The 25,572-nt window shown below is 58.1% G+C and carries 25 protein-coding genes, 1 tRNA gene, 1 other RNA gene and 1 pseudogene; 15 read left to right on the plus strand and 13 right to left on the minus strand.

Going from position 1 to position 25,572, the window contains the following annotated elements:
* Positions 1–40 precede the first annotated feature (40 nt).
* The 9 genes from ssrA to SLH49_RS12875 all read right to left on the minus strand — a co-directional run bounded on the left by ssrA (position 41) and on the right by SLH49_RS12875 (position 6,268).
* Positions 41–388, minus strand: a transfer-messenger RNA (tmRNA) gene (gene ssrA, locus SLH49_RS12835).
* A 16-nt stretch (positions 389–404) separates the two neighbouring features.
* A complete protein-coding gene (locus tag SLH49_RS12840) occupies positions 405–749 on the minus strand; it encodes a DUF4345 family protein (RefSeq protein WP_320269529.1) in 345 nt (114 codons plus the stop codon).
* A 61-nt stretch (positions 750–810) separates the two neighbouring features.
* Positions 811–2,160: an oxygen-independent coproporphyrinogen III oxidase gene (hemN, locus tag SLH49_RS12845; RefSeq protein WP_320269530.1), complete on the minus strand. Its 1,350-nt coding sequence runs from the start codon at positions 2,158–2,160 to the stop codon at positions 811–813.
* Between the two features lie 79 nt (positions 2,161–2,239).
* The gene (locus SLH49_RS12850) at positions 2,240–2,845 is read right to left on the minus strand and encodes an SCO family protein (RefSeq protein WP_320269531.1); all 606 of its coding nucleotides are present in this window, start codon (positions 2,843–2,845) and stop codon (positions 2,240–2,242) included.
* 50 nt (positions 2,846–2,895) lie between these two features.
* On the minus strand, positions 2,896–3,366 hold the full coding sequence (locus SLH49_RS12855; RefSeq protein ID WP_320269532.1) for a copper chaperone PCu(A)C: 471 nt from the start codon (positions 3,364–3,366) through the stop codon (positions 2,896–2,898).
* 69 nt (positions 3,367–3,435) lie between these two features.
* On the minus strand, positions 3,436–3,777 hold the full coding sequence (locus SLH49_RS12860) for a hypothetical protein (RefSeq protein WP_320269533.1): 342 nt from the start codon (positions 3,775–3,777) through the stop codon (positions 3,436–3,438).
* Entirely contained in the window at positions 3,774–4,274 is a 501-nt protein-coding gene (locus SLH49_RS12865) for a ClbS/DfsB family four-helix bundle protein (RefSeq protein WP_320269534.1), read from the minus strand. Before SLH49_RS12865 ends, SLH49_RS12860 begins: the two co-directional genes overlap by 4 nt.
* Before the next feature lie 149 nt (positions 4,275–4,423).
* A complete protein-coding gene (locus SLH49_RS12870) occupies positions 4,424–5,464 on the minus strand; it encodes an ABC transporter substrate-binding protein (protein ID WP_320269535.1) in 1,041 nt (346 codons plus the stop codon).
* Positions 5,465–5,527: 63 nt separating this feature from the next.
* Positions 5,528–6,268 (minus strand): FadR/GntR family transcriptional regulator, encoded by a 741-nt coding sequence (locus SLH49_RS12875; RefSeq protein WP_320269536.1) that lies wholly within the window; start codon positions 6,266–6,268, stop codon positions 5,528–5,530.
* A gap of 66 nt (positions 6,269–6,334) precedes the next feature.
* On the opposite strand from SLH49_RS12875, the gene SLH49_RS12880 reads away from it, so the two are divergent.
* The 14 genes from SLH49_RS12880 (at position 6,335) to SLH49_RS12945 (ending at position 21,824) form a co-directional block, all read left to right on the plus strand.
* Entirely contained in the window at positions 6,335–7,102 is a 768-nt protein-coding gene (locus SLH49_RS12880; RefSeq protein ID WP_320269537.1) for a DUF2182 domain-containing protein, read from the plus strand.
* Between the two features lie 15 nt (positions 7,103–7,117).
* On the plus strand, positions 7,118–7,828 hold the full coding sequence (locus tag SLH49_RS12885) for a DUF1326 domain-containing protein (protein WP_320240227.1): 711 nt from the start codon (positions 7,118–7,120) through the stop codon (positions 7,826–7,828).
* On the plus strand, positions 7,825–8,337 hold the full coding sequence (locus SLH49_RS12890) for a DinB family protein (RefSeq protein ID WP_320269538.1): 513 nt from the start codon (positions 7,825–7,827) through the stop codon (positions 8,335–8,337). The genes SLH49_RS12885 and SLH49_RS12890 overlap by 4 nt, the downstream gene beginning before the upstream one ends.
* Entirely contained in the window at positions 8,337–9,437 is a 1,101-nt protein-coding gene (locus tag SLH49_RS12895) for a dimethylsulfoniopropionate demethylase (RefSeq protein ID WP_320269539.1), read from the plus strand. Before SLH49_RS12890 ends, SLH49_RS12895 begins: the two co-directional genes overlap by 1 nt.
* A gap of 78 nt (positions 9,438–9,515) precedes the next feature.
* Complete coding sequence (acuI, locus tag SLH49_RS12900) at positions 9,516–10,499, plus strand: acryloyl-CoA reductase (protein WP_320269540.1); 984 nt, start codon at positions 9,516–9,518, stop codon at positions 10,497–10,499.
* A gap of 219 nt (positions 10,500–10,718) precedes the next feature.
* Positions 10,719–12,596 (plus strand): BCCT family transporter, encoded by a 1,878-nt coding sequence (locus SLH49_RS12905; RefSeq protein WP_320269541.1) that lies wholly within the window; start codon positions 10,719–10,721, stop codon positions 12,594–12,596.
* A 135-nt stretch (positions 12,597–12,731) separates the two neighbouring features.
* Positions 12,732–14,147, plus strand: coding sequence for a deoxyribodipyrimidine photo-lyase (locus tag SLH49_RS12910; RefSeq protein ID WP_320269542.1), 1,416 nt, complete (start codon positions 12,732–12,734; stop codon positions 14,145–14,147).
* Positions 14,148–14,271: 124 nt separating this feature from the next.
* The gene (locus tag SLH49_RS12915; RefSeq protein WP_320269543.1) at positions 14,272–15,480 is read left to right on the plus strand and encodes a cyclopropane-fatty-acyl-phospholipid synthase family protein; all 1,209 of its coding nucleotides are present in this window, start codon (positions 14,272–14,274) and stop codon (positions 15,478–15,480) included.
* 36 nt (positions 15,481–15,516) lie between these two features.
* A complete protein-coding gene (locus SLH49_RS12920) occupies positions 15,517–15,957 on the plus strand; it encodes a TrgA family protein (RefSeq protein WP_320269544.1) in 441 nt (146 codons plus the stop codon).
* Between the two features lie 5 nt (positions 15,958–15,962).
* Positions 15,963–17,075 carry a gamma-glutamylcyclotransferase gene (locus SLH49_RS12925; protein WP_320269545.1) on the plus strand — a complete coding sequence of 371 codons (1,113 nt, stop codon included), beginning with the start codon at positions 15,963–15,965 and terminating at the stop codon, positions 17,073–17,075.
* A gap of 52 nt (positions 17,076–17,127) precedes the next feature.
* Positions 17,128–18,156: a cysteine synthase A gene (locus SLH49_RS12930; RefSeq protein ID WP_320269546.1), complete on the plus strand. Its 1,029-nt coding sequence runs from the start codon at positions 17,128–17,130 to the stop codon at positions 18,154–18,156.
* Positions 18,153–20,471 carry a DUF3772 domain-containing protein gene (locus SLH49_RS12935; protein WP_320269547.1) on the plus strand — a complete coding sequence of 773 codons (2,319 nt, stop codon included), beginning with the start codon at positions 18,153–18,155 and terminating at the stop codon, positions 20,469–20,471. Before SLH49_RS12930 ends, SLH49_RS12935 begins: the two co-directional genes overlap by 4 nt.
* Positions 20,468–21,184 (plus strand): alanyl-tRNA editing protein, encoded by a 717-nt coding sequence (locus tag SLH49_RS12940; protein ID WP_320269548.1) that lies wholly within the window; start codon positions 20,468–20,470, stop codon positions 21,182–21,184. The genes SLH49_RS12935 and SLH49_RS12940 overlap by 4 nt, the downstream gene beginning before the upstream one ends.
* A 4-nt stretch (positions 21,185–21,188) precedes the next feature.
* Positions 21,189–21,824 carry a M35 family metallo-endopeptidase gene (locus SLH49_RS12945; protein WP_320269549.1) on the plus strand — a complete coding sequence of 212 codons (636 nt, stop codon included), beginning with the start codon at positions 21,189–21,191 and terminating at the stop codon, positions 21,822–21,824.
* Here the strand turns inward: SLH49_RS12945 and SLH49_RS12950 are convergent.
* Positions 21,821–22,963: an AI-2E family transporter gene (locus tag SLH49_RS12950; RefSeq protein WP_320269550.1), complete on the minus strand. Its 1,143-nt coding sequence runs from the start codon at positions 22,961–22,963 to the stop codon at positions 21,821–21,823. The genes SLH49_RS12945 and SLH49_RS12950 overlap by 4 nt on opposite strands.
* A 127-nt stretch (positions 22,964–23,090) precedes the next feature.
* On the opposite strand from SLH49_RS12950, the gene SLH49_RS12955 reads away from it, so the two are divergent.
* Positions 23,091–23,180 (plus strand) — tRNA-Ser (locus tag SLH49_RS12955).
* A 547-nt stretch (positions 23,181–23,727) separates the two neighbouring features.
* Here the strand turns inward: SLH49_RS12955 and SLH49_RS22370 are convergent.
* The 3 genes and pseudogenes from SLH49_RS22370 to SLH49_RS12970 form a co-directional block, all read right to left on the minus strand.
* Positions 23,728–24,267, minus strand: a pseudogene (locus SLH49_RS22370) (recombinase family protein); the annotation flags it as partial.
* Positions 24,268–24,358: 91 nt separating this feature from the next.
* Positions 24,359–25,108: a hypothetical protein gene (locus SLH49_RS12965; RefSeq protein ID WP_320269552.1), complete on the minus strand. Its 750-nt coding sequence runs from the start codon at positions 25,106–25,108 to the stop codon at positions 24,359–24,361.
* Positions 25,105–25,437, minus strand: coding sequence for a hypothetical protein (locus SLH49_RS12970; protein ID WP_320269553.1), 333 nt, complete (start codon positions 25,435–25,437; stop codon positions 25,105–25,107). Before SLH49_RS12970 ends, SLH49_RS12965 begins: the two co-directional genes overlap by 4 nt.
* Between the last annotated feature and the right edge of the window lie 135 nt (positions 25,438–25,572).

The following is a 25,572-nucleotide window of genomic DNA, read 5'->3' on the forward strand; positions in this document are numbered from 1 at the left end:
GGTCTGCCATAGGCCGTGTATCGCGCAACAATGTAAAGAAAATGCAGGTTTCTGTTGCCAGGTACCTGCGAACCCCGCCTCAGGTCGCTAAACCTGAGGAGTTAGATTTCAGTATTCCGCACTGCTTAAGCAGCGAGGGCAACTGGAGCTCTGTTGTCGTTTGCAACTAGCTTATTTGAACCGATAACGGTGGTATCTCACCGAGACAAAGCAAACCCCTTTAGACGTTCGTCGATCCTGTTTCGGCCCCATGATCCTCAAACGAAGGATGTTGGTGGAGCCGCCGGGTACCGCCCCCGGGTCCGATCCGCTTATTACGAGCGCGTTTATGTCCATAGTCCCGAAGGACCCTTTGGATATAAGCGAGGTTCGGCGCCCTCGCAAGGTTGCGTTACGCAAACCGCCTAGAGATTGAGCCAGATTGCCGGAATGCCAACTGCCGCTTCGACCAGGAAATAGACGAGTTTTTTTTGCGAATTGCCGTCCAGAACAATCGAGGTCAGCCGCCCAAAAGCCGCCCCGCTCCAGCAAAAGCCGAGCATCACATAAGCCTCTGGACTGCCGAGGATCAGCGCGCCGATCCCCATGCCCACAAAAAGGCACCCGACGGAGGCGCGCACTTCTGAGGCACCCATTGTCGTCTCGCCCATCGTCAGGTCAAGTGCGCCCATCGTGTAGCGCGGGGCGAGCCAGCCGAAGCAGCCGAGGCCGATGCTGAGCAAGGCAAAGATGATATTGATGATGTCCATAAGGCGGCCCTTCGTTCTGCCGCCTGCGACATGGGGCGATCCGCGCCGAGTTCAATGGTGCTTATGAAGCCTGTGAGTATTGCGCCACGATATCGCTGAAGCTGTCGTAACGCTGCGCGATGATCCGTGTGAGCGGGCGGCCTGCCTCGGTAATGCGGATTTTGTCCCATTCCTGGACAACGTAGCCCTTGAAATCGCCTACGACGCTGGCATGCACATCAACAAGATCTTCGGCGTTTGGATGAGCGCCGAGCTTGGAAAGGTCGATCTCGAAATCGCACATCAGCATATTGATCGCATCTGCACGCAAAAGGTCAGCGGGGGTCAATGCATAGCCGCGATGCCCCGCCAGTTTACCCGCCTCAATCCGCGCGCTATAGGCGGCAGTTGCTGCGGCGTTCTGCACATAGCCTTGCGCAAATTGCGAGATCGAGGATGCGCCGATGCCAATCAGCGCCGGGCAGGTATCATCGGTGTAGCCCTGGAAATTGCGGCGTAGATGCCCCGCATTTGCGGCCTTAGTCAGGCCATCGGATGGTTTGCCGAAATGATCGATCCCGATGGCCTGATACCCGGCTTCGCTGAAGCGCTTCGCGGCCTGTTGGGCGAGGGCATAGCGGGCCTCTTCATCAGGCAGGGCGTCATTCGGGATCAGCTTTTGCCGTTTTGAAAATGTCGGCACATGGGCGTAGCCGAAGAGGGCCACGCGGTCAGGATCAAGCTGGTGCACCTGATCCAGGGTTGCGTCAAACCGCTCCGCCGTCTGATGGGGCAGGCCATAGACCAGATCGGTGTTCAGCGAATGTATCCCGGCTACGCGCAGGCTCTCGACGCAAGACAGTGTGCCGGCGAAGCTCTGCTCGCGACCGATGGCGCTTTGTACCTCTGGATCAAAGTCCTGAATGCCGATGCTCGCCCGTGTCATGCCCATGGCTGCCAGCATGTCGATCTTGACCTGATCGACGAGGGTGGGGTCGATCTCGACCGAAAAGCTGAAATCCTCCGCAGGCGGGATCGTCTCTTTCACGGCCGCCGCGAGGTCTTTGATCATTTCTGGCGGCAGGATTGTGGGGGTGCCGCCGCCCCAATGCATCTGCCCCATGCGAACGCCATCGGGCAGCGTGGCGCGCAGCATTGCCAGTTCTTGCTTCACGACTTCCGTGTAATGCGCCACGGGCTTCAGCGTGCTGGTTCCTTGGGTGCGACAGGCGCAGAACCAACAAAGCCGTTCGCAAAACGGTATGTGGATATAGACAGAGACAGGCTCCGCGGGGTCGAGTTGCTTCAGGCAATCCTTTTGAAACTCTTCCCCGATCTGAGCGTCAAAAGCTGTGGCAGGCGGGTAGCTGGTGTAGCGCGGGACCCGGGCGTCAAACAGCCCGAGTCTGCGAAGATTTGTCAGATGATCCATTGGCCTGTTTTGACAGAATGCCAGAACCGCCAAGTTGATCTAGGTCAACAAATCGCGCATCACGCCATGCCACTTCAGGCTAGGCGAGCTGGTCGATGAAACACGCCGTGGTTTCGGCCACCTGTTCAGGGCTGTTGTCACGGCGAAAGAAGGTCGCAAAGCCTGTTTCGGGGAACACTAAGTAGGTTTGCGTCGAATGATCGACGAGATAGAACTCCGGATCACCTTCCTGCGCGCGGTAATAGGTCTTGTAGGCCTGTGAAGCAGCCTTGACCTGTTCCGGTGTGCCCGTCAGCCCGATCATGTCCTCGTGGAAGTTGTCGGTGAAGTCACGCACGACCTCAACCGTGTCACGTGGTGGATCGACCGAGATAAAAACGGTCCCGATATCAAGCCCCTGGTCTTCGAGCATATAAGCGGCTTGCGCGTTGCGCATCGTGTCCAGCGGGCAGACATCCGGGCAGAACGTATAGCCGAAATAGATCAGTGTGGGCTTGGTGATAACATCGGCATCGGTCACCGTCTCGCCGGTTTCCGAGATCAGCTCAAACGGGCCACCAATCGCGCCACCGGCGACGGCAGTGTCGCCGCAGGGGTGCGCAGTCGCGTTCTGGGCCTGCCAGACGTAAATGCCGAGGCCCGCGGCGACGGCCAGTGTTGTGGTGCCAAAGATAACAGATTTCATCGGCAATCTCCTTGGTGTGTCGAGGGGGGCTGATGCCGCCTCCTTGTGAATTAGTGATTGTGGCCTTCGCTGTGGCCATGCCCATGCTGCATGTCGCGCTTCACGATGTCGAAGGTCACTGGGACAGGCCCCGCTTCTTCAAAGATCAACGTGGCGTCGACAGTTTCACCAGCAACAAGGGGGCTGCCGCGCAGCCCCATGAACATCACGTGAAGGCCGCCGGGCTCCAACGTCACGGTCTCACCGGCGGGTACTGCGATCCCGTCTTCAAGGTGGATCATGCGTGCGATACCTTCGCTGTCGAAGTCATGGGAATGAAGTTCCACGCGGGGAAAGTCAGCCTCAACCGCCACAAGGCGATCATCGGTGGTGCCGGTATTGGTAATCTGCATGAAGCCGCCGCCTGCCATTGCTGTTGGAGCAGTTTCAAAGGCGCGGATATCGGCGATTTGCATGTCAGCAGAAGCGGCGGTTCCGATTGCGGTGAGGAAGGCCAGTGCGGCCAGTTTCGTCATTTTCATAGGTTTGTCTTTCGCTTTGCGCGCAGGCGGAGCTGCGGCGATGATCTGATATTTTGATGTGCGTTCAGATCAGACGAAAGGCGGCGCCCGTGCTGGATGGGAGGAAGGCGGAGCGGCCAGAACGGCCGTTTCCACGGCAAGTGTCCAGCGCACAGGCGTACTGGCCGAGAGTTGTGTAGCGTTCGCAGCAGGTGCGGGCAGCGCGCAGGCCTGTGCGATAAGGCAGGCCATGCATTTGCTCGCATGGGCGAGGGGGTCTTCGCCTTCACCGCACAAATCCGACCAATCGCCGCCCGCCAGAATGTAGGCATCGACTTGCGCCTCGGTCTGCGGCGACAGGGTCTGGTGGCCGAAACTGACAAGCGTCAGCGCCACAAGCAGGATCGTTGTGATGATCCCGCGGAGTATCATGTGTTGGCCCGGATCACGGCGCGGATGTATTTCGCGGCAGAGCGGTAATGGCTGGGCCCGGATGCCTCGGCGAAGCGGCCCGTTGTCCATTTGTTATTGCCGCCGCCTGGCATCGGCCCGCCATAGAGCTCCGCATCGCTGTGCGTGTCGATGAAATCGATCAGCTTCTTGTGGCTGTCATGCAGCATCTTTTGCACGTCTTCCCAGGACAGATCGGCTTGGCGTTTCCGCAGATCCGCGTTGTAGCGTTTCAACTCGTTCCATTTATACCCTTTGGCGGGCATGTACACCGGTTTTCCGGCCTTTCCGTCATTGTACCAGTCAAAGAAAATCTCGGTCCAATGGGCCCTGTGACCGACCACATCCTTGATGGTGGTATCGTCATGAGGGATATAGGCGGTCGCCTCATCAATGCCCTCTAACAATTTGGCAAGTTTCGCAAAATCCTTTTCGGTGACGGCGCGAAGATCGGTTTTGTTCGTGGCAGCTGGCATCATGTTCTCCTGTTATTCAAGCGGAGAGTAGTGCAGCATCCCTGCGTCGCTTTGATGCAGATCAGTTGGTTGCGATGACAGGGCCAAATCGGACGTCACAAAGAAAACGGGCGGTGAAAGACACCGCCCGGTCAATCTGTATCGCGGAATGCTTAGAACCCGGCTTTGATCAGCTCGAACGTCTCGGCCTGCCGCTCACGCATCTCATTACTCATCGGCAACTGCGCGAGGACCGGCACGTCGATGACGCCCAAACCGGCGGCTTCCAGGTCTTCCTCGGTCAGCACGCCTGTCAGGGCTGCGGCGTTGGAAGAGCCATAGCCTGCCTCAAGCAACGGCACGACCGAAGATTCGGCGAGCATCGCGTTGATGTAATCATAGGCCTTGTCCTCAACCCCCTGACCATCGACGAGGTTCACATAACCACAGAGCCATAGCGATGATCCTTCCGCTGCTTCGCGTTGGAATCCGATGGGGCGACCCTCATCCTTCATGGTCGGATAAGTCTCGTTCCAGGCCCAGCTGACCAGGATTTCGCCTGAAGACATCAGCTGCGCCAGTTCAGCCGGGTCGGTCCAGTATGTGCGCAGGTTCGGATGTACCTCGCGCAGCCAGTTGGAGGCGGCTTCAAACTCCGCATCGGTCGCGGTCGCCCAGTTGTCCACTCCTGTTGCGAGATAGGCGAGCGCATAGGCGTCATCGACATTGTCAGGCAGCGTGAGGCGGCCCGCATAGACGGGGTTCTTGAAGACGTCGAGCGTGGCTACGTCCTCGGCTGGGACCTCGTCAGGATTGTAAGCAATCGCGGTCGAGCCAAAATCGACGGGGATGAAGTAGGTGGCACCGCCGCCGATATCTTCCCCCGTCAGATTGCTGTCGAGGTCACCATAGGCCGGGATGCGGGAAGTATCCCACGGCTCAATAATCCCGCTATCGGTCCAGCGTGTGACGGACCCCGCGCAGATATGGGCAACATCGGCCTCAAATCCCGCGCGGATTTTCTGAAACGCCTCATCCTCATCCCCGAAGAATGCAAAAGTCGGGCTGTCCCCGTGCTTTTCGACGTAATCCTGATGAAAGGCGGGGTCTTCGAAACCCGAATAATCAAAGACGAGCAGCTCTGCGTCCTGTGCCGCCGCGGCTGTGGCAAGCGCCGTGGCTGAGGCAGCGCCCAAAAGCGTGGTGAATTTCATGGCTGGTTCTCCCGATTGAACTTTGCAGCGAAAATTAGGGGCGGGCCGGGGCAACGGCAAGGGTCATTTCTCGCGTGCTTTCGCCGCGCGCTTTGCGATGACATCCTGAGCCAATTCCTGGGTATATGCGGCCAGATTGGCGAGATTTTCATCAGCTTGCGCACTGTCCTGCGCCTCAATCGCGTCGGCGATGGCGGTGTGAAGCGCGATGATGCGTTCGCGATCACGGGCGCTGAAGGTGATCATGTTCATCAAGGGCTGCATGGCCTCAACAGCACCCGCCAGTTGGTAAGATAGAACCGGGTTGCCAGCAGCATCCACCAGCGCGCGGTGAAAGGCCACGTCAGAGGCGCAGAAGGCTTCATCCGTCAAGCCCGGCTGCGACTGCCGATGCGCTTCGGCCCGCATGGTGGCGAGATGGTCGGCGGTGCGTCGCGCGGCTGAAAGCGGGGCACAGGCCCGTTCGAGCGCGTAGCGCGCCTCGCATGCCGTCGCAAAGCTCACATCGTTCATCGACAAAAGCAGGGTCGAGGTCGTGATTTGCTGTCCGTATGCATCCTCGAACCGCAGCCGGTTTACGAAGGCGCCACCGGTAGCACCGCGCTGCGTGCGGATCAGCGATTGCGCGGCCAGACGTTTGAGCGCCTCGCGCACGGTGGGGCGCGAGACGTCAAATTGCTCGGCCAGTTCCGCCTCGGAGGGCAAACGCTCATCTACGGGCAAGGCGCCAGAGATGATCGCATCGCGGATCGCCTTGGCGATTTGTGCCGACAGATCGGCAGGATTAGCGGGGTCAATTTTCATTTGTCAGACAATTAAACGTCTGACATATGATTGCGCAAGTCTCGAGTCGCGTTTGGGAGGACGCCGGTGCCGCATTTGATCCGCTCATCGCTCTGGCTGGCGTTTTTCGGCGCGATCCTGGCCGCGTGGTGGATGATGTATGTCATGGCGATGGACATGGATCTGGACTGGATCGGGCGTCCGGGGCCGATGGGGCAGGCGATGGCGGATATGGACCCGCGCATGCCAATGGACATGCCCATGGCGCGGTTCGGTCCCTTGTTTGCGATGTGGGCGATCATGATGGCGGCGATGATGCTGCCGACGCTGGTGCCGACCCTGACGACATATGAGCGGTTGATGGTCAGTGCGGATGGCACGCGGGCCGGTTGGCTGGGCGTGCTGCTGGGATATTTCATCGTCTGGGTTGCGTTTGCCGCAGCGATCACGGGCGTGCAACTCGCGCTGCTTTTCGGCGGTGTGATCAACATGCTGGGCATTGGGCCAACCTGGCTGTCGGCGGCGCTGTTGATCGCGGTCGGAGCCTTCCAATTCACTCGCGTGAAGGAAGTTTGCCACGGCGTGTGCCATGCGCCCATGACCTATTTCCTCGGCCACTGGAAGACGGGTTTCTATGGTGGCTTGCGCATGGGGCTGGGCTTGGGCGCTTTTTGTGTGGTCTGTTGCTGGGGCTTTATGGCGCTCGGATTTGTCGGCGGTGTGATGAGCCTTTTGTGGATGGGCCTCGCCACGCTCCTGATGGTGTTCGAAAAGTTGCCTGATATCGGGCACAAGATCATCAAGCCAACCGGGGTCGCGCTGATCGGCGCTGGCGTCGCGTTGGCGGTTTTCTGAAGAAAGGAACGAGATATGGCAGAGAAGACACGCGCACCCAGTGACCGATTGCCGATCTCGCAACGGATTGATCAGCGGATGGACAGCAACCCGCTGCGCCGCAAGATGAAGCCGACCGAATGGGCGATCAAGGGCGAGCTGTTCCTGAATTGTTCCTGCACCGTCTTCTGTCCTTGCGTCGTCAGCCTTGGCGCGCATCCCCCGACTGAAGGGCATTGCCATGCCTGGATGGCCATCGCCATTGATGAAGGGCATTTTGAGGGGGAGCCGCTCGATGGGCTGAATGTGGGCCTGCTCGTCGATATTCCGGGCCGCATGGCGGAGGGCAACTGGAAGGTTGCGGCTTATGTGGACGAGCGTAGCACACAGAAGGCGTATAACGGCATCCTGAAGATTTTCAGCGGCGTGGCAGGCGGCACGACCGGTCTTTTCACGATGCTGGTCTCTGAGATCATCGGCGCGGAGCGCGAAAAGGTCGAGATTGTGCGCGATGGCGACAAGCGCGGCATCTATATCGGGCGGAAGATCCAGGGCGAGATTGAGACCATGAAGGGTGCAAGCCCCGATCATCCGGTCATGGTCACCAATTCCAAATACTGGATGGGTCCCGATATCATCGCAGCACAAGGCACAAAGTCCCGCGTGCGCGACTATGGGCGCGTCTGGGATTTCGGCGGCAAATCAGCCGAGATTTGCCCCATCGACTGGAAAGGCCCCAAGCCATGATTACGCCTGAGTATTGTCAGACCATGGCGCGCTATAATGCCTGGCAGAATGATGGGTTGCGCAAGATGATCCCGGAAATGAGCCATGACGATCTCTATGTCGATCGCGGGGCGTTCTTCGGCTCGATCATGCGGACGCTCAATCATCTCTTGTGGGGCGACATGTTGTGGATGAGCCGCTTCGACGGTGGCGAAGCCCCGGATCCCTCCATGAGCATCGAAGACAGTTTTGAGATGGCGCCGACGCCTGCCGTTTGGGCGGCAGACCGGTTTCGCATGGATGCGCGGATCACACTATGGTCGCAAAGCCTGCATGCGGTCGATCTGGTTGGTGATATGGAATGGTACTCGGGGGCGATGAAAAAGCAGATGTCAAAGCCGAAAGCGATTTGCATCATGCAGCTTTTCAACCACCAGACCCATCATCGCGGTCAGGTCCACGCCATGCTCACGGCGGCGGGGCAAAAGCCCAATGATACTGACATCCCCTTCATGCCGGAGGATGCCTGATGGCGACCATCGCGCCATCCCGCCGCATCCGGCGCACCCCGTTCACCGAAGGTGTCGAAGCCGCCGGCGTCAAGGGCTACACCGTCTATAACCACATGTTGTTGCCCACGGTTTTTCGCAGTGTGGAAGAAGATTATCACCATCTGAAATCTGCGGTGCAGGTCTGGGATGTCGCGGTCGAGCGACAGGTAGAATTGCGCGGCCCGGAGGCGGCGCGCCTGATGCAAATGCTCACGCCCCGCGATCTGCGCGGCATGCTGCCGGGGCAGTGCTTTTACGTGCCGATTGTTGACGAAACGGGCGGCATGCTCAATGATCCGGTGGGCTTGAAGCTGTCCGAGGACCGGTGGTGGATTTCCATTGCCGATAGTGATTTGCTGTTGTGGGTCAAGGCGTTGGCCTATGGCTATCGTCTCGACGTGCTGGTGGATGAGCCGGATATCTCACCTCTCGCTGTACAAGGGCCAAAGGCGGATGAACTGATGTCGCGTGTTTTTGGCGACGCAGTTCGGGCGACCAAGTTTTTCCGTTTTGGCTGGTTCGACTTTCAGGGTGTCAGCATGGCGATTGCGCGGTCTGGCTATTCCAAGCAAGGCGGGTTCGAGATTTATGTGGATGGAACCAAAAATGGGATGCCGCTCTGGAACGCGCTCTTTGAAGCAGGGAGGGATCTGGATGTTCATGCGGGCTGCCCCAACCTGATTGAGCGGATTGAGGCCGGGCTTCTCTCCTACGGCAATGATATGACCCGCGAAAACACGCCGCATGAATGCGGGCTGGGGCGGTTTTGCTCGACGCAGACGGCCATTGGTTGCGTGGGCCGCGATGCGCTGTTGCGTGTGGCCAAGGAAGGCCCGACGCAGCAGGTCCGTGCTATCGCGATTGATGGCGATCTTCCGCCTTGTGACCGCGTCTGGCCGCTGATGGCCAAGGGCAAGCGCGTGGGGCAGGTGACCTCTGCCGCGAAATCCCCGGATTACAACACAAATGTCGCGATCGGGATGGTGCGTATGACCCATTGGGACGAGGGGACCGTTCTGGACGTCCATACCCAAGACGGAGTCAACAGCGCAACGGTATACGATAATTTCTGGCACTAGTCCCAATCGACCGCTCCGGAACATCCGGCGGACGCACGCTTAAAACCAAGAAGGTGGTGGACCACCAAGGAGAACAAGATGTTCAAGGCACTCGTCGTTGAAAAGAACGAAGACGGAAAAACCAGCGCTGCGGTGCAGGAAATTGGATTGGATCAATTGCCTGCAGGGGATGTGACCGTGGCTGTGGAGTATTCCACCGTGAATTACAAGGATGGGCTATGCATCGGTCCGGGCGGTGGTCTTGTCCGCAATTATCCCCATGTGCCGGGGATCGACTTTGCTGGAACGGTCGAGGCGTCTGACGATGACCGCTACAAGCCCGGCGACAAGGTGGTGTTGACTGGCTGGCGCGTAGGTGAGGTTCATTGGGGTGGTTACGCCCAAAAGGCGCGGGTAAAGGCCGACTGGTTGGTGCCGCTGCCTGCCGGTCTGGATACACGGCACGCCATGGCGGTGGGTACGGCGGGCTTTACCGCGATGCTGGCGGTGATGGCGCTGGAAGACCATGGCATCAAGGATGGGCCGGTGCTCGTTACGGGTGCGGCGGGTGGTGTTGGATCGGTGGCGACTGCGATCCTGTCCAAGCTGGGCCATCAAGTTGCCGCTGTGACAGGACGCCCGGAAACTGCCGATTATCTGACATCACTCGGAGCGACGCAGATCGTCGCGCGTGAAGAGCTTAATGAAACCACAAAACGCCCGCTTGAGGCGGAGACGTGGGGCGGCTGCGTGGATGCCGTGGGCGGCGAGATGCTCGCGCGCCTGTTGGGCCAGATGCAGTATGGTGCCTCTGTCGCGGCGGTGGGCCTTGCCGGTGGCGCAGGCTTGCCCGCAACCGTCATACCGTTCCTTCTAAGGGGCGTGAACCTGCTGGGCATCGACAGTGTGATGCAACCCTATGAGAACCGTGTCCGTGCGTGGGAGCGGATCGCCCAGGACCTGCCGATGGACAAGCTCGACGCTATGATCCATCCCGCGACTTTGGGAGATTTGCCCGACCTTGGGCGTGGTATTCTGAAGGGTCAGGTCAAAGGCCGCGTTGTCGTTGACGTGAACGCGTAGCGCGGAATTGTTTCCAGTTTGCGTATTCTGAAGAGGCGCCTGCGCATTTGAAAGCAGGTGTAAAATGTGCTCCTCTCACAGTGCCAAAATGCTGCGATTGCAAAAGAAATCGTGCAGTTGCAGCGTCGTTTCATGCGACAAACGCGGCGCAAATCCGGGTTATTTTGTCGCGTCTTCCTGTTATAGTTCTGTCATAAAACAGCCAACAGGGAAACAATTATGGCCATTCAACCTCCTCTATCGGATCTGCCGATAAGGACCGCAGATAGCGGCTTTTATCGTGGGTTCAGCGTAAATGTGACGGTCGTCAGTAAGATTATCATCAGTGTTCTGGTGGTCTGGTGCATCTTTTGGCCGCTTCAAGCGGGGCGGATCCTCGGTGACTGGAACTCCGCCATTCTGGCGCAGTTTGCGGCGTGGTATATCTGGGTCGTCGCGGCATTCGTCGTGGTTTGTCTGGGCCTTGCCCTTTGGCCCGCGGGTGGCAAACTGAAACTTGGCGCGGACGGGGAAGAGCCGGAGTTTTCGAACTTTTCCTGGTTCTCAATGATGTTTGGCGCAGGGATTGGCGTGGGGATGCTGACATGGGCGGTGGCAGAGCCGGTTGCGCATTTCGGGCAGAACCCATCGACGATTGCGGGTATCACGACGCCGCTTGGAGAGGACAACGTGCGGACCGCCTATATTTGGTCCTACATGCATTGGGGTTTGGGTGCCTGGGCCTGCTACGCCATTGCCGGTCTTGCACTGGCGTTTTTCAGCTACCGCCGTGGTCTGCCTCTGACCATCCGGTCATCGCTGACACCGCTTTTTGGCAAGGCTTTGTCGGGCACATTGGGTAACATCATTGATATCGTGGCGGTGGTTGCAACGATCCTTGGCGTCGCGCAGACGCTGGGCTTTGGTGTTGATCAATTTGTTGCAGGCCTGACACGGATCGGCATTGGCGGACTGGTCCATCCTGCTGGAGCGGTGGATGCCGCCGGAGCCAACATCGGCGGCACTGTGAATACGCTTGGCATCGTTGTGGCCTTGCTTGTTATCATGGGGGCGTCGACGCTGTCTGCCCTTTCTGGTGTGGGCAAGGGCATCAAATGGTTGTCCAACATCAACATGGTCCTCTCGATCATATTGCTTGGTTTCTTCATCATGTTCGGGGCGACATGGTTCGGGGCGTCCGCGTTCTTTGTGGGCATCTGGGATTACCTGGTCGCGTTCCCGGGCCTGTCATTCCAGGTCTATTCCGGTGTGGGGCTTGATGCCTTTGTTGCCACCGCACCCGCTGCGATCCAGAACCTGCCAGCCGCTGATGCGCAATCGGTTCTGTCAGCGCTCTCTAGCCCTGGTGCATCGGTTGAGGGCGTGACCGCCTCGATGACAGAGAATGGTATTGCCGTGTCCGAAGCGGACATCGCTGCCGTATTCGACGGCACGTTGGAGAACCGCCTGACCACTTGGCAGGGCTGGTGGCCGGTGTTCTACTGGGCCTGGTGGATCGCTTTCGCACCCTTTGTGGGCCTGTTCCTTGCGCGGATTTCGCGTGGGCGGACGATCCGTGAGTTTGTGCTCGGCGCAATGATCGTACCGGCCCTGATGTGCTTTGTCTGGTTTGCCTGGGCAGGTGGCACAGCCGTGGATCTGGAACTGAACGGAGACGCGAATGGCGTGATCCTGAATGCGGGCAATGGCGACAAGATCTTTGCCATGACCGAATTCATGCTGGCCCCGATCAGCGAATGGCTGGCATGGGGTATGGCCGTGATGATCGTGGTCTTGTTGATGACGTTCCTAGTCACTTCGGCTGACTCGGCTGTCCTGATCGTGAACACGATCAATGCGGCCGGTGATGAAGGGCCAAAGGCACGGCCTCACATCATGTTCTGGGGTGCGGCCTTGGCACTTGTGGTCGGGGGCTTGCTGCTCTCGGGCGGCACGGGGGCGATCCAGACCGCGATGGTGATCGGGGCCTTGCCATTCTCCATCGTGATGGCGCTGATGTGTTTGGCATTGATCAAGGCCATCTGGAACGATGGTCGCCGCGCTGCGGCAGGTGTGCCTTCGGTGACCGTGGATGCGGTCGCAACGCCTGCTGAGTAGGGCGTCACTAACAAACAACGGCCCCGTTCGCGCAAGCGGCGGGGCCTTTGCTTTTGCACTACTTTCTTGACGCGTGGATCGGCGCGCTAGGTGCTGGGCGGTAAGCGGGGCATGACGTCTCCGTATGGAGGTCTGATGAGCAATTCCCCGATCATCCTGTGGTTCCGGCGCGACCTGCGAATGAGCGATCATGAGGCACTAACCGCTGCCTGCGCGACAGGGCGGCCCGTCATCCCGGTTTTCATTCACGATGATCAAGTGGCTGACTTGGGGGGTGCGCCGAAGATGCGGCTCGGCTTGGCCGTCGCGCATCTGCAAAAGGTGCTGGGCGAGCAGGGAAGCAAGCTCGTCCTCCGGAAGGGGACTGCACTTGCCACCTTGCGTGCATTGGTCAAGGAAACCGGTGCCGGAGCGGTCTATTGGTCGCGGCTATATGATCCTGCGAGCAAGGCGCGCGATGTCGACGTCAAGGCGGCGCTAAAAGCGGATGGACTGGATGTGCAAAGCTTTGCCGGTCATCTGCTTTTTGAACCTTGGACGGTGCAGACGAAAACGGGTGGCTTCTACAAGGTCTACACGCCCATGTGGAACGCCGTGCGGGGCAGGGAGGTGGCACCGGCCTTGCCCACACCCGGTCGCATCCCCGCACCTGAAGGCTGGCCAGCTTCGGACGATCTGACGGATTGGCACATGGGCGCCGCGATGCAGCGCGGTGCCGAGCATCTGATGCGCCACTGCAGGGTGGGTGAAAATGCGGCAACCGCGCGGCTCGACGCCTTTATCGCAAGGAATGTCCACTCCTATGTCAAGAACCGGGATTTACCGGCGGTGTCTGGCACATCCCGTCTTTCTGAAAATCTGACCTATGGCGAGATCAGCCCGCGTGTCTGCTGGCATGCGGGGATGCGTGCGCTGCATGAGGGCAAGACGGATGCGGAAGTGTTCCTCAAGGAACTGGTCTGGCGCGAGTTCGCCTATCACCTCGCGCATTTCACACCCCGGATCGTTAGCGACAACTGGAAAGAGGATTGGGATGCCTTCCCGTGGAATACTGATGAGACGCCGGAGGTCACTGCTTGGAAGCGCGGACGAACAGGCATCCGCTTTGTCGATGCTGCAATGCGCGAGATGTATGTGACAGGCACGATGCATAATCGCGGACGGATGATTGTCGCATCATACCTCACCAAACATCTGCTCAGCCATTGGAAGATCGGGATGGACTGGTTCGCAGATTGCCTCATCGATTGGGATCCCTGCAGCAATGCAATGGGCTGGCAATGGTCAGCAGGCTCTGGCCCAGATGCGACGCCATATTTCCGGGTGTTCAATCCGGTCACGCAGCTCGACAAGTTCGACAAGGACCGGGCTTATGTTAAACGCTGGATCGCGGAAGGGACCAGAACACCGTCTGATCCGGCGTTATCCTATTTTCAGATGATCCCTCGGCATTGGGGCATGACGCCGGACGACCGCTATCCTGATCCGGTTGTCGCTGCTGATGTGGGCCGCAAGCGTGCGCTTGCAGCTTACGAAGCCCGTGATTTCTAAGGCTTCACGGAGTGATCAAATAAAATTTGAACGTTTTCCGTGACTTCGCCGTATCTATAGGTAACCTCAACATGAACAAAGCGGGTCAACCCCGCATAAGAACGATATGACGACAGGAACACACATGATCTTGACCAGTACTGAAGGGCAAACGGCCCTGCCACGTTACTTTGCGCAGGTGTTTGAGCAGATCAAACACCTTAACAAGGGGCGCGTGGACCTGGTGCTGCCCGATGGGCGCAAATTCCGCGCGGAGGGGCCAAAGCCGGGCCATGTCGCCGAAGTGCATGTGCATAACGATGACCTATTCGCGCGTACGATCCGCGAAGGAGATATGGGTTTTTCCGAGGCTTATCTTGATGGCTGGTGGACCACGCCTGATCTGATGGCCGTCATGGACTTTATCCACGACGATGCCGACCACATCTATGACGGTTTTCCGGCGCAGCGATTGGTCCGCGCCTATGAGCGACTGCGCTTCTGGATGCAGCGCAACTCCAAAAAGCAGGCGAAGAAAAACATCAGCTACCATTACGATCTGGGCAATGAGTTCTACGGTCTGTGGCTGGACGACACGATGACCTACTCTTCGGCCATCTTTGAGACTGGTCAGGAAAGCACCGAAGCCGCACAAAAGGCAAAATATGCCAGTATGGTTGACCAGATGGGCGCAAAGCCCGGTGATCATGTGCTTGAGATCGGCTGCGGCTGGGGCGGCTTTGCAGAATACGCCGCCAAAGAGCGCGGGATCAAGGTGACCGGCCTGACAATCAGCCGGGAACAGCACGACTATGCCATTGAACGCATTGCCCGCGCGGGGCTGTCCGATATGGTTGAGATCAAGATGCAGGACTACCGGGATGAGAAGGGCCGCTATGACGGCATTGCCAGTATCGAGATGTTCGAGGCTGTGGGCGAGAAGTACTGGCCAACCTATTTCAAAACCGTGCGGGAATGCCTGAAACCGGGCAAGAACGCAACACTCCAGATCATCACGGTCAAAGATGAACGCTGGGAAGGATATCGCAAGGGTGTCGATTTCATCCAGAAATACATCTTCCCCGGCGGGATGCTGCCCGGTCCTGCCATCCTGCGCCAAGAGATTGAAAAGGCTGGATTAAATGTCGCAGGCTCTGTCGAATTTGGCTCCAGCTACGGCCTGACCCTGCGCCGTTGGTACGACACGTTCAATGAAAAGTGGGATCAGGTGGCGGCCTTGGGCTTTGATGAACGCTTCAAGCGCATGTGGGATTTTTATCTGACCTCTTGTGCGGCGACATTTGATAGCCGAAACTGCGATGTAACGCAGATCACCGTGAGCCGCGGCACCTGACACGCCGTCCACGGACCCGAGACAAGGACTGACCTTATGCCCACCGCCGGACGTCTTGCAGGTGCTGTCATCTTTGCCCTGTTCGGCTGGTATATTGGCGGCATCATGGCCCCGTTCTTTCCCGAAGAACGGCCGCCTGCATATCTTTTGCCGATGTGTGCTGCCTTTGGATTGTTTATCGGTTGGACGGTCTGTGGCAGCCGGACGGGTAAGGGATATGTCAATGCCGTCAGTAATGGCCTGACCACAATCGGCGCGTTTTCATTTTGCGTGGTGTTTGCCCTCGGCGGCAATCAGATGATTTCAAACGCTTTGCGCAACCGGTATGATGGCCCGATGGACGCGCTGGTAGGGATGTTTGAGTTGATGATCGAACATGCGGTGCAATTCCTTGATGTAACCTTTCTTGCGACGCTGATTTTCGGCGGTATCATCTGTGCACTCGTCGCAGAGTATTTCGGCAAAAAGTATCCCTGACGCAGATGGATTTATTCATCTACGGAACCCTGCAATCAACCACGCTGATGCAGGCGGTGGCAGGCGGCTCCGTTCCAGCAACAGAGCCGGCGCAACTGGCCGATTACGGCGTCTTTCGCCTGCAAGATCACGTCGTGCCTTTGATCCGTCCGCTAAAGGGCGCCGCCGCCAAGGGCGTCGTCTTTGCCGGGCTGAGTGCTAATCAAATTGCGCGGCTTGATCTTTTTGAAGGGGCCTTTGGCTATCACAGGTGTTCCGTAATCGTGACCACCGAAGAGGGACAGCGGAATGTTGCCTGCTACATGCCGGATGCGGCGCTAGAGAGCGATGGGGACTGGTCCTTCACTGGTTGGTGCGCTCAGCATGAGGCTCCTACGGTTCTAGCTGCAAGAGAGCTTTTTTCCCACAATCCACTGCCGGACCAAATCACGTTGCGCGCCATGTGGCCAATGATTGAGAACCGGGCATGGTCCAAACACCGTGCAACTGCCGGGCCGGCGACACATCGATACACCCCGGAAGATGGTGACATCAGTATCGCGCATATGTACCCGCCAAATGGTACCTTTTTTCGCTACCAACCCTTTGAGGTGACCCACAAGCAGTTTCAAGGCGGACAAAGCCCGTTGTTGTCGCGTGAGATCTTCATGGGCGTCGATGCGGCGGTCCTGCTCCCCTACGACCCGGTCCGCGACCGTGTGATAATGGTCGAGCAATTGCGCATGGGACCAGTTATGCGGCATGATCCAAACCCCTGGATGCTCGAACCCGTGGCGGGGATTGTTGATGCGCGCGAAACCCCAGAGGATGCCGCGCGCCGTGAAGCGGTCGAAGAGGCGGGCGTGACGCTAACTCATGTGGAACATACGGGATCGTTCTACCCCTCGCCGGGGGCCAGCACGGATTACTACTACACCTATGTCGGTCTCTGCGATCTGCCGATGGACCAGCCTTACTTTGGCGGCATACCGGGCGAACACGAGGACATACGTGTGCATCCGATGTCATTCGATGCCGCGATGGACCTGCTTGATACCGGCGAGATCGGCACCGGCCCGCTCTTCTATCTGCTCTACTGGCTCGCGCGTCATCGCGACCGTTTGCGCAGCCTGACTTGATGTCGCTCTGGTCCGGTCCTACACAGAAGACCAGACAATGAAAGGCGCGCAGATGACTATCCGACAAGACCTTGTCGACGCTGTTGGCAATACCCCCCTGATCAAACTGCGCGCCGCGTCCGAGGCGACGGGTTGCACTATTCTGGGTAAAGCAGAGTTCCTGAACCCCGGCCAATCGGTCAAGGATCGTGCAGCGCTTTTTATGATCAAGGATGCGATTGAACGCGGTGATCTGAAACCGGGCGGGACGATTGTTGAGGGCACAGCGGGCAACACCGGCATCGGCCTCACGTTGGTTGGAGCCTCCATGGGTTTCAAGACGGTGATCGTGATCCCGGAGACGCAGAGTCAGGAGAAGAAAGACATGCTGCGTGTTGCCGGCGCACATCTGGTTGAAGTTCCCGCCGTCCCTTACGCAAACCCCAACAATTACGTCAAATACTCCGCCCGCTTGGCGGCAGAGCTCAACAAAACCGAACCGAATGGCGCGGTCTGGGCCAATCAGTTCGACAATGTCGCGAACAGACAGGCACATATCGAAACGACCGGTCCTGAGATTTGGGAGCAGACGGATGGGAAGGTTGACGGCTTTACGTGTGCGTGTGGTTCTGGCGGGACGCTTGCGGGGGTGGCGACTGTTCTGCAGCCCAAGGGTGTGAAGGTCGCCCTGTCTGACCCGGACGGGTCGGGCCTTTACAAGCTTTTCACCAATGAGGTGCCGCCAGCCGGAGACTCGATCAGCGAGGGGATCGGGCAGGGGCGGATCACAGCAAATCTCGAAGGTTTCACACCTGATTTTGCCTACAAGATTCCGGATGCCGAGGCGCTGCTGATTGTCTTTGACCTGCTGGCTGATGAAGGGCTTTGCATGGGGGGCTCCACCGGCATCAACATCGCGGGTGCCATCAGGCTCGCCCGTGACATGGGGCCGGGCCATACGATTGTGACGATCCTATGCGATTATGGCACCCGGTATCAGTCAAAGGTCTACAACCCTGACTTTCTGCGCTCTAAAGGCTTGCCCGTGCCTGCGTGGTTAGAGGCGGACAAAGACGTGCCCACGGTTTTTGAAAACGTATGATCCTGCGCGTTTTCGCAGCGCTGGTAGCCTCGTGGTTGCTATGTCTTGCACCTGTTGGCGTCGCTGCGCAAACAGCAACGGAACCTGGCGTTGAAACCGCGGAGGAGGAGGCGAGTTGGGAACGCATCGCCCAGCGTGCCGAGCAACTCGCCGCGCGCGACGACGCCTCGGAATTTGCACTCAATCGTTTGCGAGCTGAACTGGTTTCCTGGCGCGACATCTTCCTCGCGCGCACGTCGATTAATGCGGGCCGCATTGCGACGGTTGAGGCGCAACTGGCCGCTTTGGGTGCGGTGCCGGATAGTGGTGAGGAGTCCGAGCTGATCGGGCAGCGCCGTGCGGCGTTGGAGGCGCAGCTGCAGGAACTGATCGCGCCACGCCTTCTGGCCGAGGAAGCCTATGCGCGTGCGAACGGGCTGATCGGCGAGTTCGATGCACAACTTTTGCAACGTCAGACAGCGGCTCTCACCGAGCGTGGGCCAACACCACTAAACCCCGCGCATGCGGCGGGGGCTGTAGCGGCGTTGTGGGATCTGGTGCAGGTGATCGGTGTCGAAACCAGCGCACGTACCGAACAGCAATGGGGCGCGGGCCGCCTGATCGCGGGATTGCCAAGGGCGATCCTTCTCTTTCTGGTGGCCCTTGCCTGTCTAGGCCTGTTTCGACGGCGTCTGACTGCATGGCGCCAGCAGGTGCGCCGGGACAATCGCCGGTTTGCGCCTGTCTGGCTCTTCATCCTGTCTTTGGCCCAATTGCTCATCCCCACCATTGGGCTTGTGGCGTTGTCGGAGGCTTTGACCACGCTCGACATCTTTGGTCTGCGAGGAGATGATGTGGTCGAGGCACTGCCTGAGGCAGGGTTCGTCGTGCTCTTTGCCTGGTGGTTGAGCCGGTTGATTTTCCCCGTCGGGGCGGATGCGGGTTACTTAGGTCATGACATCCGCACGCGCGCATCTGGACGGCGCTATTCATTGGCCCTCGGATGGATGCTTGCCCTTTGGGCACTGATGTCGAACGCGCTGCAAACGATGGATATCGATCCGGGCCCACGCGCAGCCATTGATTGGCCGTTGATGGTAATCATGGGTGTTCTGTTGTGGCGCTTTGGTTCTGTGCTACGGACAAAGCCTGAACCTATTCCGGGCGAAATCGTCTCAGAAGGCCGTGTGCGTGGGCTGATAGGGCGGTTTTGCACGATTGCTGCAGTTGCAGCGCCTGTTGCCGCTGCCTTTGGCTTTGGTGCTGCGGGGGCGGCTTTGCTGATCCCGGCGCTGTCGTCGCTTGGGTTGGCGGGCGTGGTGTTGCTGGTCCAGCGAGTACTGCAGGATGTGACAACGCCACGTGCCACGGACGAAGCGGCCAAGGGTTTTGCTGCACTTCTGCCCGTCTTTCTGAGTTTTGTGATCTACTTGATCAGCTTACCTGTTTTCGCGCTGATCTGGGGTGTCCGGGTTGACGACCTCATCGAGATCTGGACACGCTTTCGCGAAGGCTTTGCCTTGGGTGAGACGCGCATTTCGCCGACAGATTTCCTGGCGTTCATCCTCGTTTTTGCCATTGGTTATCTGCTGACGCGGTTCATTCAAGGGACATTGCGCCGCTCCGTGATGCCGCGCACGCGTCTTGATATCGGCGGACAGAACGCCATCGTGGCAGGCTTTGGCTATGTCGGGATTATCCTTGCGGCGATCATCGCGATCACTAGTGCGGGGATTGATCTGTCAAACATTGCTCTTGTCGCCGGTGCATTGTCCGTCGGGATCGGCTTTGGTCTACAAAACATCGTCTCGAACTTCGTCTCTGGCATCATCCTGTTGATCGAACGCCCGGTCAGCGAAGGCGATTGGATCGAGGTGGGCGGGCAGATGGGCTATGTGCGCGCAATCTCAGTCCGGTCCACGCGGATTGAGACCTTTGATCGGACTGATGTGATTGTCCCCAATGCGGATCTTGTCAGCGGGCAGGTGACTAACTGGACCCGGGGCAATCTGGTAGGGCGCGTGATCGTGCCGGTAGGTGTCGCCTATGGCTCTGACGTGGACAAGGTCACCGAGATTTTGCGTGGCATTGCCGAGGCGCATCCGCAAGTGGTCATGACCCCGCCGCCAGCGGTTCTGTTTCAGGGATTTGGCGCGGATTCGCTCGATTTCGAAATCCGCGCGATCTTGCGCGATGTGAACTATGTACTCACCGTGAAGTCGGAAATGAATCACGCCATTGCCAAAGAATTCGCCGCTGCGGGCATTGAGATTCCCTTTGCCCAGCGTGATATTTGGCTGCGCAACCCCGAAGCCCTGAAAGGAGAAACCGCGTGACCGAACTCTTGTTCCGGCAAGATGCCTATCTGCGAGAGGCGCCAGCGACAGTCACCGCGATCACCTCGGAAGGGGGCGTTATCCTGGATCAGACGCTGTTTTATCCGACCTCCGGCGGGCAGCCGGGCGATAGCGGGACATTGTCGTGGGATGGCGGAACACTGGAAATCGCCACAACCGTGAAAGGCGAGGGGGACGACGTGGTGCATCTGCCTGCCACACCATCGCCCTTGCCGCCTATTGGTGCTGAGGTCACCCAAAAGCTGAACTGGGACCGGCGCTACAGGCATATGCGCGTTCATACCGCGCTGCATCTTCTGTCGGTGGTGATCCCGCTGCCGGTATCGGGCGGGGCGATCAGCACCGAAAAAGGCAGGCTCGATTTTGACATGCCCGATGCGCCCGAGGATAAAGAGGTGCTTGCCGCCGATCTTAACCGGCTGATCGCCTGCAACATGGATGTGCGCGAAGAATGGATCACGGATGCAGAGCTGGATGCGCAGCCGGACCTCGTGAAAACGATGTCGGTGCAGCCGCCACGGGGCAGCGGAAAAATCCGCCTGATCCGTATTGGCGTAGGCGCTGAAACCGCTGACCTGCAGCCCTGCGGCGGCACGCATGTGGCAAACACCGATGAGATTGGTCAGATCCGACTTGGCAAGATCGAAAAGAAAGGCCGCCAGAACCGGCGCGTCTATCTGCATTTGGAGTAGGGCGATGGTACGGTTCGGTCTTCTTGTGATCTTGATGCTTGGGCTGGCACGGCCCGCAATGGCGCAATCCCTTATCGATTGCGGTAAGGATGAGGCGCGCATCGTCAACGATGCGCTGCGCAATGCCAAGGACCTCACGCTCGTTGCAGCAGCGCGGGTCGGGGACACGCCTGAATATCGCCGGTGGTTTGGTGACTATTCGGACGCTAATGCCGAGGTTGTGCGTGCCACACTCAAATCCGTCATCACCGCGATCCGTAGCGGTGGTGTCACAACGGAGTGCCATCGCGCCACCGATCCCAGCTGTAGCGCGGGCGAATACGCCTGGGTCTATCCGCATCGCCCGTTCGAGGTCCATGTCTGCCCGCCATTCTTTCAATTGCCGCCACTGACGGCATTGCGACCCGGCGAACGGCGCAGCGACAATGGCACGCGCGAAGGCACGATGGTGCATGAAATCTCTCATTTCCTCGAAGTCGCAGATACGTGGGATCACTGCTATTCCCGCAGCGAATGCAGCCAGATGGCCGTGGATTACCCGCGCCGCGCGATCGAGAACGCGGATAGCTATCAGTATTTTACCGAAGACGTGACGTACTACGCGCGTCAGCCCTTGGCCGGCAAACCGGCGACGGACTAGTCCTTGTACTGATCCTGCATTAAGAGATCGCGAGGCGCCTGGTCCAGCATCCGCTCGGACTCTGGCAGTCCCTCGCGTGATAAAAGGATCGCGAAGGGGCGCAAGCCGGGAACATGGCTGCAGACCACCAGCAGCATCACCATGATCGGCACCGACAGGAACATGCCGGGAATGCCCCAGACTGCCCCCCAGAAAGCCAGGGACAGAATAATGCCGAATGACGACAGCCGTAAGGCGCGGCCCATCAGCATCGGATCAATGACACTGCCATTCACAAACTGAATGATGCCGGCAATGGTAAAGATCATCGCGGTCGTCGCAGGATCACCCAATTGCACATGCGCGATTAGCGCGATCAAAGCCGTTGCAACAATTGAACCGATATTGGGGATGAAGTTCAGCACAAAGGTGATGATCCCGATAGCCGCGGCCAGCTCCAATTCGAAGAAGCGCGCGACGACATAGATCATCGCCCCGGTGACCAGGCTGATCACGGTCTTGACCAGCAGGTAGTAGTTCACGCGGTGGATGATCGATTGGATGATCTTACCGATGCGTTTGGCTTGTTCGGGGTCGCCGACAAAGTTCTGCAACTTGGTCTCGAACCAGATCCGCTCCGCAAAGAGAAAACCGACAAAGAGGATGATCAGCACGGTGGCCTGCGTCATCCCGCTGGCTTGTCCGGCAGCCGTGCGTAGATAGCTCGACACATCAAAGGAGCGCATTGCATTGAATATGGCTTGCTCGCTGTCCGGGCCCAGCCAGGTAAACAGCGACGCAATGGCCGATGGGGCTTGTTCGGTGTAGGACAGGGTGGTCACGAGGACAGTGTTGACCTGCGCCAGCAATATCGACGTGAGCGTCAAAAGCGCCGCTGAAATCAGCACCATTGCGGCGATACTTGCCAGGGTATTGGGAATACGAAACGGGCCAATCCGCTGGCGGGCAATAAAGCTGATCACGTCACTTGTCAGGCTGAAAAGGATGATTGCCGTGGCCAGCGAGATCAGAATGAAGCGTGCCTGCACCAGCAAAAACAAGACCACCGCAAAGGCAATGATGACCAACGCGCCGGTCTGCAACCGGGCCACGTCAGAGCGACGTTCGGGGCTATTGGCCTTGGGTGGATCATGCAGCATGGCGCGAATTGCTCTTTGACAGGATAAGCCTGTTATACGGGTGCTGCACGTGCGGCGTAAACCACAGTCACAAACATATGTTGGGGTCTTGCAAAATGGGGGCAGGGCGCGCTAAACCGCCCGGCACGGACAGGTGGCCGAGTGGTCGAAGGCGCACGCCTGGAAAGTGTGTAGGCGGGAGACCGTCTCCAGGGTTCGAATCCCTGTCTGTCCGCCATTTCGCCATTTTGGCTAAAATCCTGAAAAAACCTAAATGGTTCAGATACTTGCGGGGTTCGAACGCCCTCTTTTCTGGAATACGCCAAACCCTCCAAAAACACTAGGCGAAGCACCACGCGCTTTGTGATGATGCTGCCTAAGTCATTGTTTTTCCAAAGCTTATAGGGATTTGCCAAGAGCTTACAGGCGAGTTCGAACGACTCCTCGAATGGGTACTTTTGAGCGTTGCTTTGTTCGACCTGATCCTGCGTTAGCAGCTTCTGCCGTTCCAGCTCGCTGATCTTCTCTTCATAGGCCGAGATAACACGCGAGTTCGACGCATCCAGAATGCGCTCCAGCAGGCTCCCGATCTTCGTTTCAATCTCGCTGAGCCTCCGCTGTAGTGTTTCAGCAGCTTGGTTCAAATGTTCAAGGCGTTGGTTCCAGGCATCGGCAAACATCGCCTTGGCGATCTCGAAAACGCCTTTTGCTGGCGTTAGATTTTGCAGCAAAGCCTCAAAGTCACCTTCCAGCTGATCACGACGTATAGACTTACGATAACTCTCGCACCCCTTTTGAGCGCACATGTAATAAGGGTGGCGTTTGCCAGTTTTGGATTTCGACCAGCAGGCTGTCAGCGGATGATCACAGTCATCGCAAAGGATAAAGCCGCGCAGCGGAAAGTCTTCGCTGATATCTTTCCGCGCTGGGGCCTTGGCTTTCGCTTTGAGGCGTTCCTGGATTTTCTCGAAGGTTGCAAGCGAGATCAGGCCTTCGTGCTGTCCCTCTCGCAGGGGAACATCCCAGCACTTGGCCTCGACATATCCCGCATAGGTGACGTTCGTGAGCATATCATTGACGTGCTGATTGCGGACATGTCCGTTTGATCGGCACTTTGGATAATCAGGCTTGCTTTCCAAAAACCGCTTCACTTCGACCTGGGTCTCAAACCGCCCAGTCGCAAAGCCCTCTAGAGCCTCCTGAATGATTGAGGCCAACGGTTCATCCCGTACTAGAACCCGTCCTTCGCCGCGCTTGGTTTCATACCAGTAGCCGCGTGGCGGCACGTTCCAGACGTAGTAGCCTTTCTCAACACGCGCCTTCATCTTCTGAATGACCTGACGGCGGTTTGACAGCTACTACAGCGGAGTCGCTGCCCGTAGAACTCAGCTTGTCCGAGTTGCAGAACTGCCTTATTTACATTCCGTTTTTCATGCTGGTCGCGGGGACAACAAAATCGCTGACATCAAGCGATACATCATACTCAGACGATATCACGGCTGAACGATAACTTGGGTCAGATTCGAGCAGTGTTGGGCGTAGCGCGTCCGGCACGTCATCGTTCAGCAGGCTGTCCAGTTCTGCGAAGTCATCTTCGGCGAGGTCGCCGCGCCGGATCAGGGCGTCAGCCTCATCAAGCTTCTCTTGATAATCCGTCAATTCGGCGCGTTCTTCTTCCAGCGTAATGCGTTCTTCCCGCGCTGCCCTGTATGTCTCCCATGACGGATGGCCCTCGGGAATGACATCTGGATCGATCTCAGCGTCGTCGATCTGATTGCCATCTGCGTCATAAACCGAAATCCCATCCTCGGATTTGAACACCTTGCGTCCATCAGGCAGTTCATATGCCTCTTCGAGCAGGACATCCAACCGCTCATTCATCTCATCAAGACGGCGTTGGTTATCCAGCAAGGCATCGACAACGGCGCTCTGATGAGCGTCGAGGCGGTCTTCAAGACGTCGCCTGCGTTCCACTTGATCTAGGCTCTGGGTCGCGACAATGACGCCCAGCAACCGATCTGCATCGGCGCGGGCCTCTTCCCGGTCTTCTTCTTTTTTCGCGATCCGCTCATCCACCCGCCGGAAAGCTGCTTCTTCCAGCTTTGCCTCTCTGACTGCTTCGGCCTGTTCGGCCACATAAACTGCTGTGTCAAAATCTGCCATCATGCCCCGCATCTCCGTTGAATGAGGGCGTCAAGCACCGCACCCGGTGTGCGATCTTCAAACCTTACAAAGGCGGCAAGGATGTTGTCGTAGGCGCTCTCATCTTCATAGAACCACGCATAGATACAGGCCATACCATCGGATGCATTGCCATCGGCTCGCAAACGAGCATGGGCCATGCCTTCGATCATCCCCGCGACGAAGCTGAATTGTTCTCCCGCTTCCATCTCGAGCGCGACTTTCCCGGCGGTAAAATCCTGGGCTGCAGCACCGCCGCCAAAACCCAGCGCAAAGCCCAGAACGCCCGCCTTGAGCGTCTGAGTGCGCCGCATAACAAACCTGTTCACCTTCAACATAAGGGACGGTTTTTGTTGAATAAATTTGTATCGCAGGTTGCGATCTGCTACAATGAGTCATTACCCGGAAAACATGGAATTGCGGCTCTTGGACAGAGCACGATCTCTGAG

It is taken from the genome of Cognatiyoonia sp. IB215446, assembly GCF_033963825.1.
Taxonomy (GTDB): Bacteria; Pseudomonadota; Alphaproteobacteria; order Rhodobacterales; family Rhodobacteraceae; genus Yoonia.

What these genes read in the sequence shown, in the direction of transcription:
- SLH49_RS12840 (WP_320269529.1), bottom strand. Translation starts at nt 749, where the DNA reads ATGGACATCATCAATATCATCTTTGCCTTGCTCAGCATCGGCCTCGGC.
- hemN (WP_320269530.1), bottom strand. Translation starts at nt 2,160, where the DNA reads ATGGATCATCTGACAAATCTTCGCAGACTCGGGCTGTTTGACGCCCGG.
- SLH49_RS12850 (WP_320269531.1), bottom strand. Translation starts at nt 2,845, where the DNA reads ATGAAATCTGTTATCTTTGGCACCACAACACTGGCCGTCGCCGCGGGC.
- SLH49_RS12855 (WP_320269532.1), bottom strand. Translation starts at nt 3,366, where the DNA reads ATGAAAATGACGAAACTGGCCGCACTGGCCTTCCTCACCGCAATCGGA.
- SLH49_RS12860 (WP_320269533.1), bottom strand. Translation starts at nt 3,777, where the DNA reads ATGATACTCCGCGGGATCATCACAACGATCCTGCTTGTGGCGCTGACG.
- SLH49_RS12865 (WP_320269534.1), bottom strand. Translation starts at nt 4,274, where the DNA reads ATGATGCCAGCTGCCACGAACAAAACCGATCTTCGCGCCGTCACCGAA.
- SLH49_RS12870 (WP_320269535.1), bottom strand. Translation starts at nt 5,464, where the DNA reads ATGAAATTCACCACGCTTTTGGGCGCTGCCTCAGCCACGGCGCTTGCC.
- SLH49_RS12875 (WP_320269536.1), bottom strand. Translation starts at nt 6,268, where the DNA reads ATGAAAATTGACCCCGCTAATCCTGCCGATCTGTCGGCACAAATCGCC.
- SLH49_RS12885 (WP_320240227.1), top strand. Translation starts at nt 7,118, where the DNA reads ATGGCAGAGAAGACACGCGCACCCAGTGACCGATTGCCGATCTCGCAA.
- SLH49_RS12890 (WP_320269538.1), top strand. Translation starts at nt 7,825, where the DNA reads ATGATTACGCCTGAGTATTGTCAGACCATGGCGCGCTATAATGCCTGG.
- SLH49_RS12895 (WP_320269539.1), top strand. Translation starts at nt 8,337, where the DNA reads ATGGCGACCATCGCGCCATCCCGCCGCATCCGGCGCACCCCGTTCACC.
- acuI (WP_320269540.1), top strand. Translation starts at nt 9,516, where the DNA reads ATGTTCAAGGCACTCGTCGTTGAAAAGAACGAAGACGGAAAAACCAGC.
- SLH49_RS12905 (WP_320269541.1), top strand. Translation starts at nt 10,719, where the DNA reads ATGGCCATTCAACCTCCTCTATCGGATCTGCCGATAAGGACCGCAGAT.
- SLH49_RS12910 (WP_320269542.1), top strand. Translation starts at nt 12,732, where the DNA reads ATGAGCAATTCCCCGATCATCCTGTGGTTCCGGCGCGACCTGCGAATG.
- SLH49_RS12915 (WP_320269543.1), top strand. Translation starts at nt 14,272, where the DNA reads ATGATCTTGACCAGTACTGAAGGGCAAACGGCCCTGCCACGTTACTTT.
- SLH49_RS12920 (WP_320269544.1), top strand. Translation starts at nt 15,517, where the DNA reads ATGCCCACCGCCGGACGTCTTGCAGGTGCTGTCATCTTTGCCCTGTTC.
- SLH49_RS12925 (WP_320269545.1), top strand. Translation starts at nt 15,963, where the DNA reads ATGGATTTATTCATCTACGGAACCCTGCAATCAACCACGCTGATGCAG.
- SLH49_RS12930 (WP_320269546.1), top strand. Translation starts at nt 17,128, where the DNA reads ATGACTATCCGACAAGACCTTGTCGACGCTGTTGGCAATACCCCCCTG.
- SLH49_RS12935 (WP_320269547.1), top strand. Translation starts at nt 18,153, where the DNA reads ATGATCCTGCGCGTTTTCGCAGCGCTGGTAGCCTCGTGGTTGCTATGT.
- SLH49_RS12945 (WP_320269549.1), top strand. Translation starts at nt 21,189, where the DNA reads ATGGTACGGTTCGGTCTTCTTGTGATCTTGATGCTTGGGCTGGCACGG.
- SLH49_RS12950 (WP_320269550.1), bottom strand. Translation starts at nt 22,963, where the DNA reads ATGCTGCATGATCCACCCAAGGCCAATAGCCCCGAACGTCGCTCTGAC.
- SLH49_RS12965 (WP_320269552.1), bottom strand. Translation starts at nt 25,108, where the DNA reads ATGATGGCAGATTTTGACACAGCAGTTTATGTGGCCGAACAGGCCGAA.
- SLH49_RS12970 (WP_320269553.1), bottom strand. Translation starts at nt 25,437, where the DNA reads ATGCGGCGCACTCAGACGCTCAAGGCGGGCGTTCTGGGCTTTGCGCTG.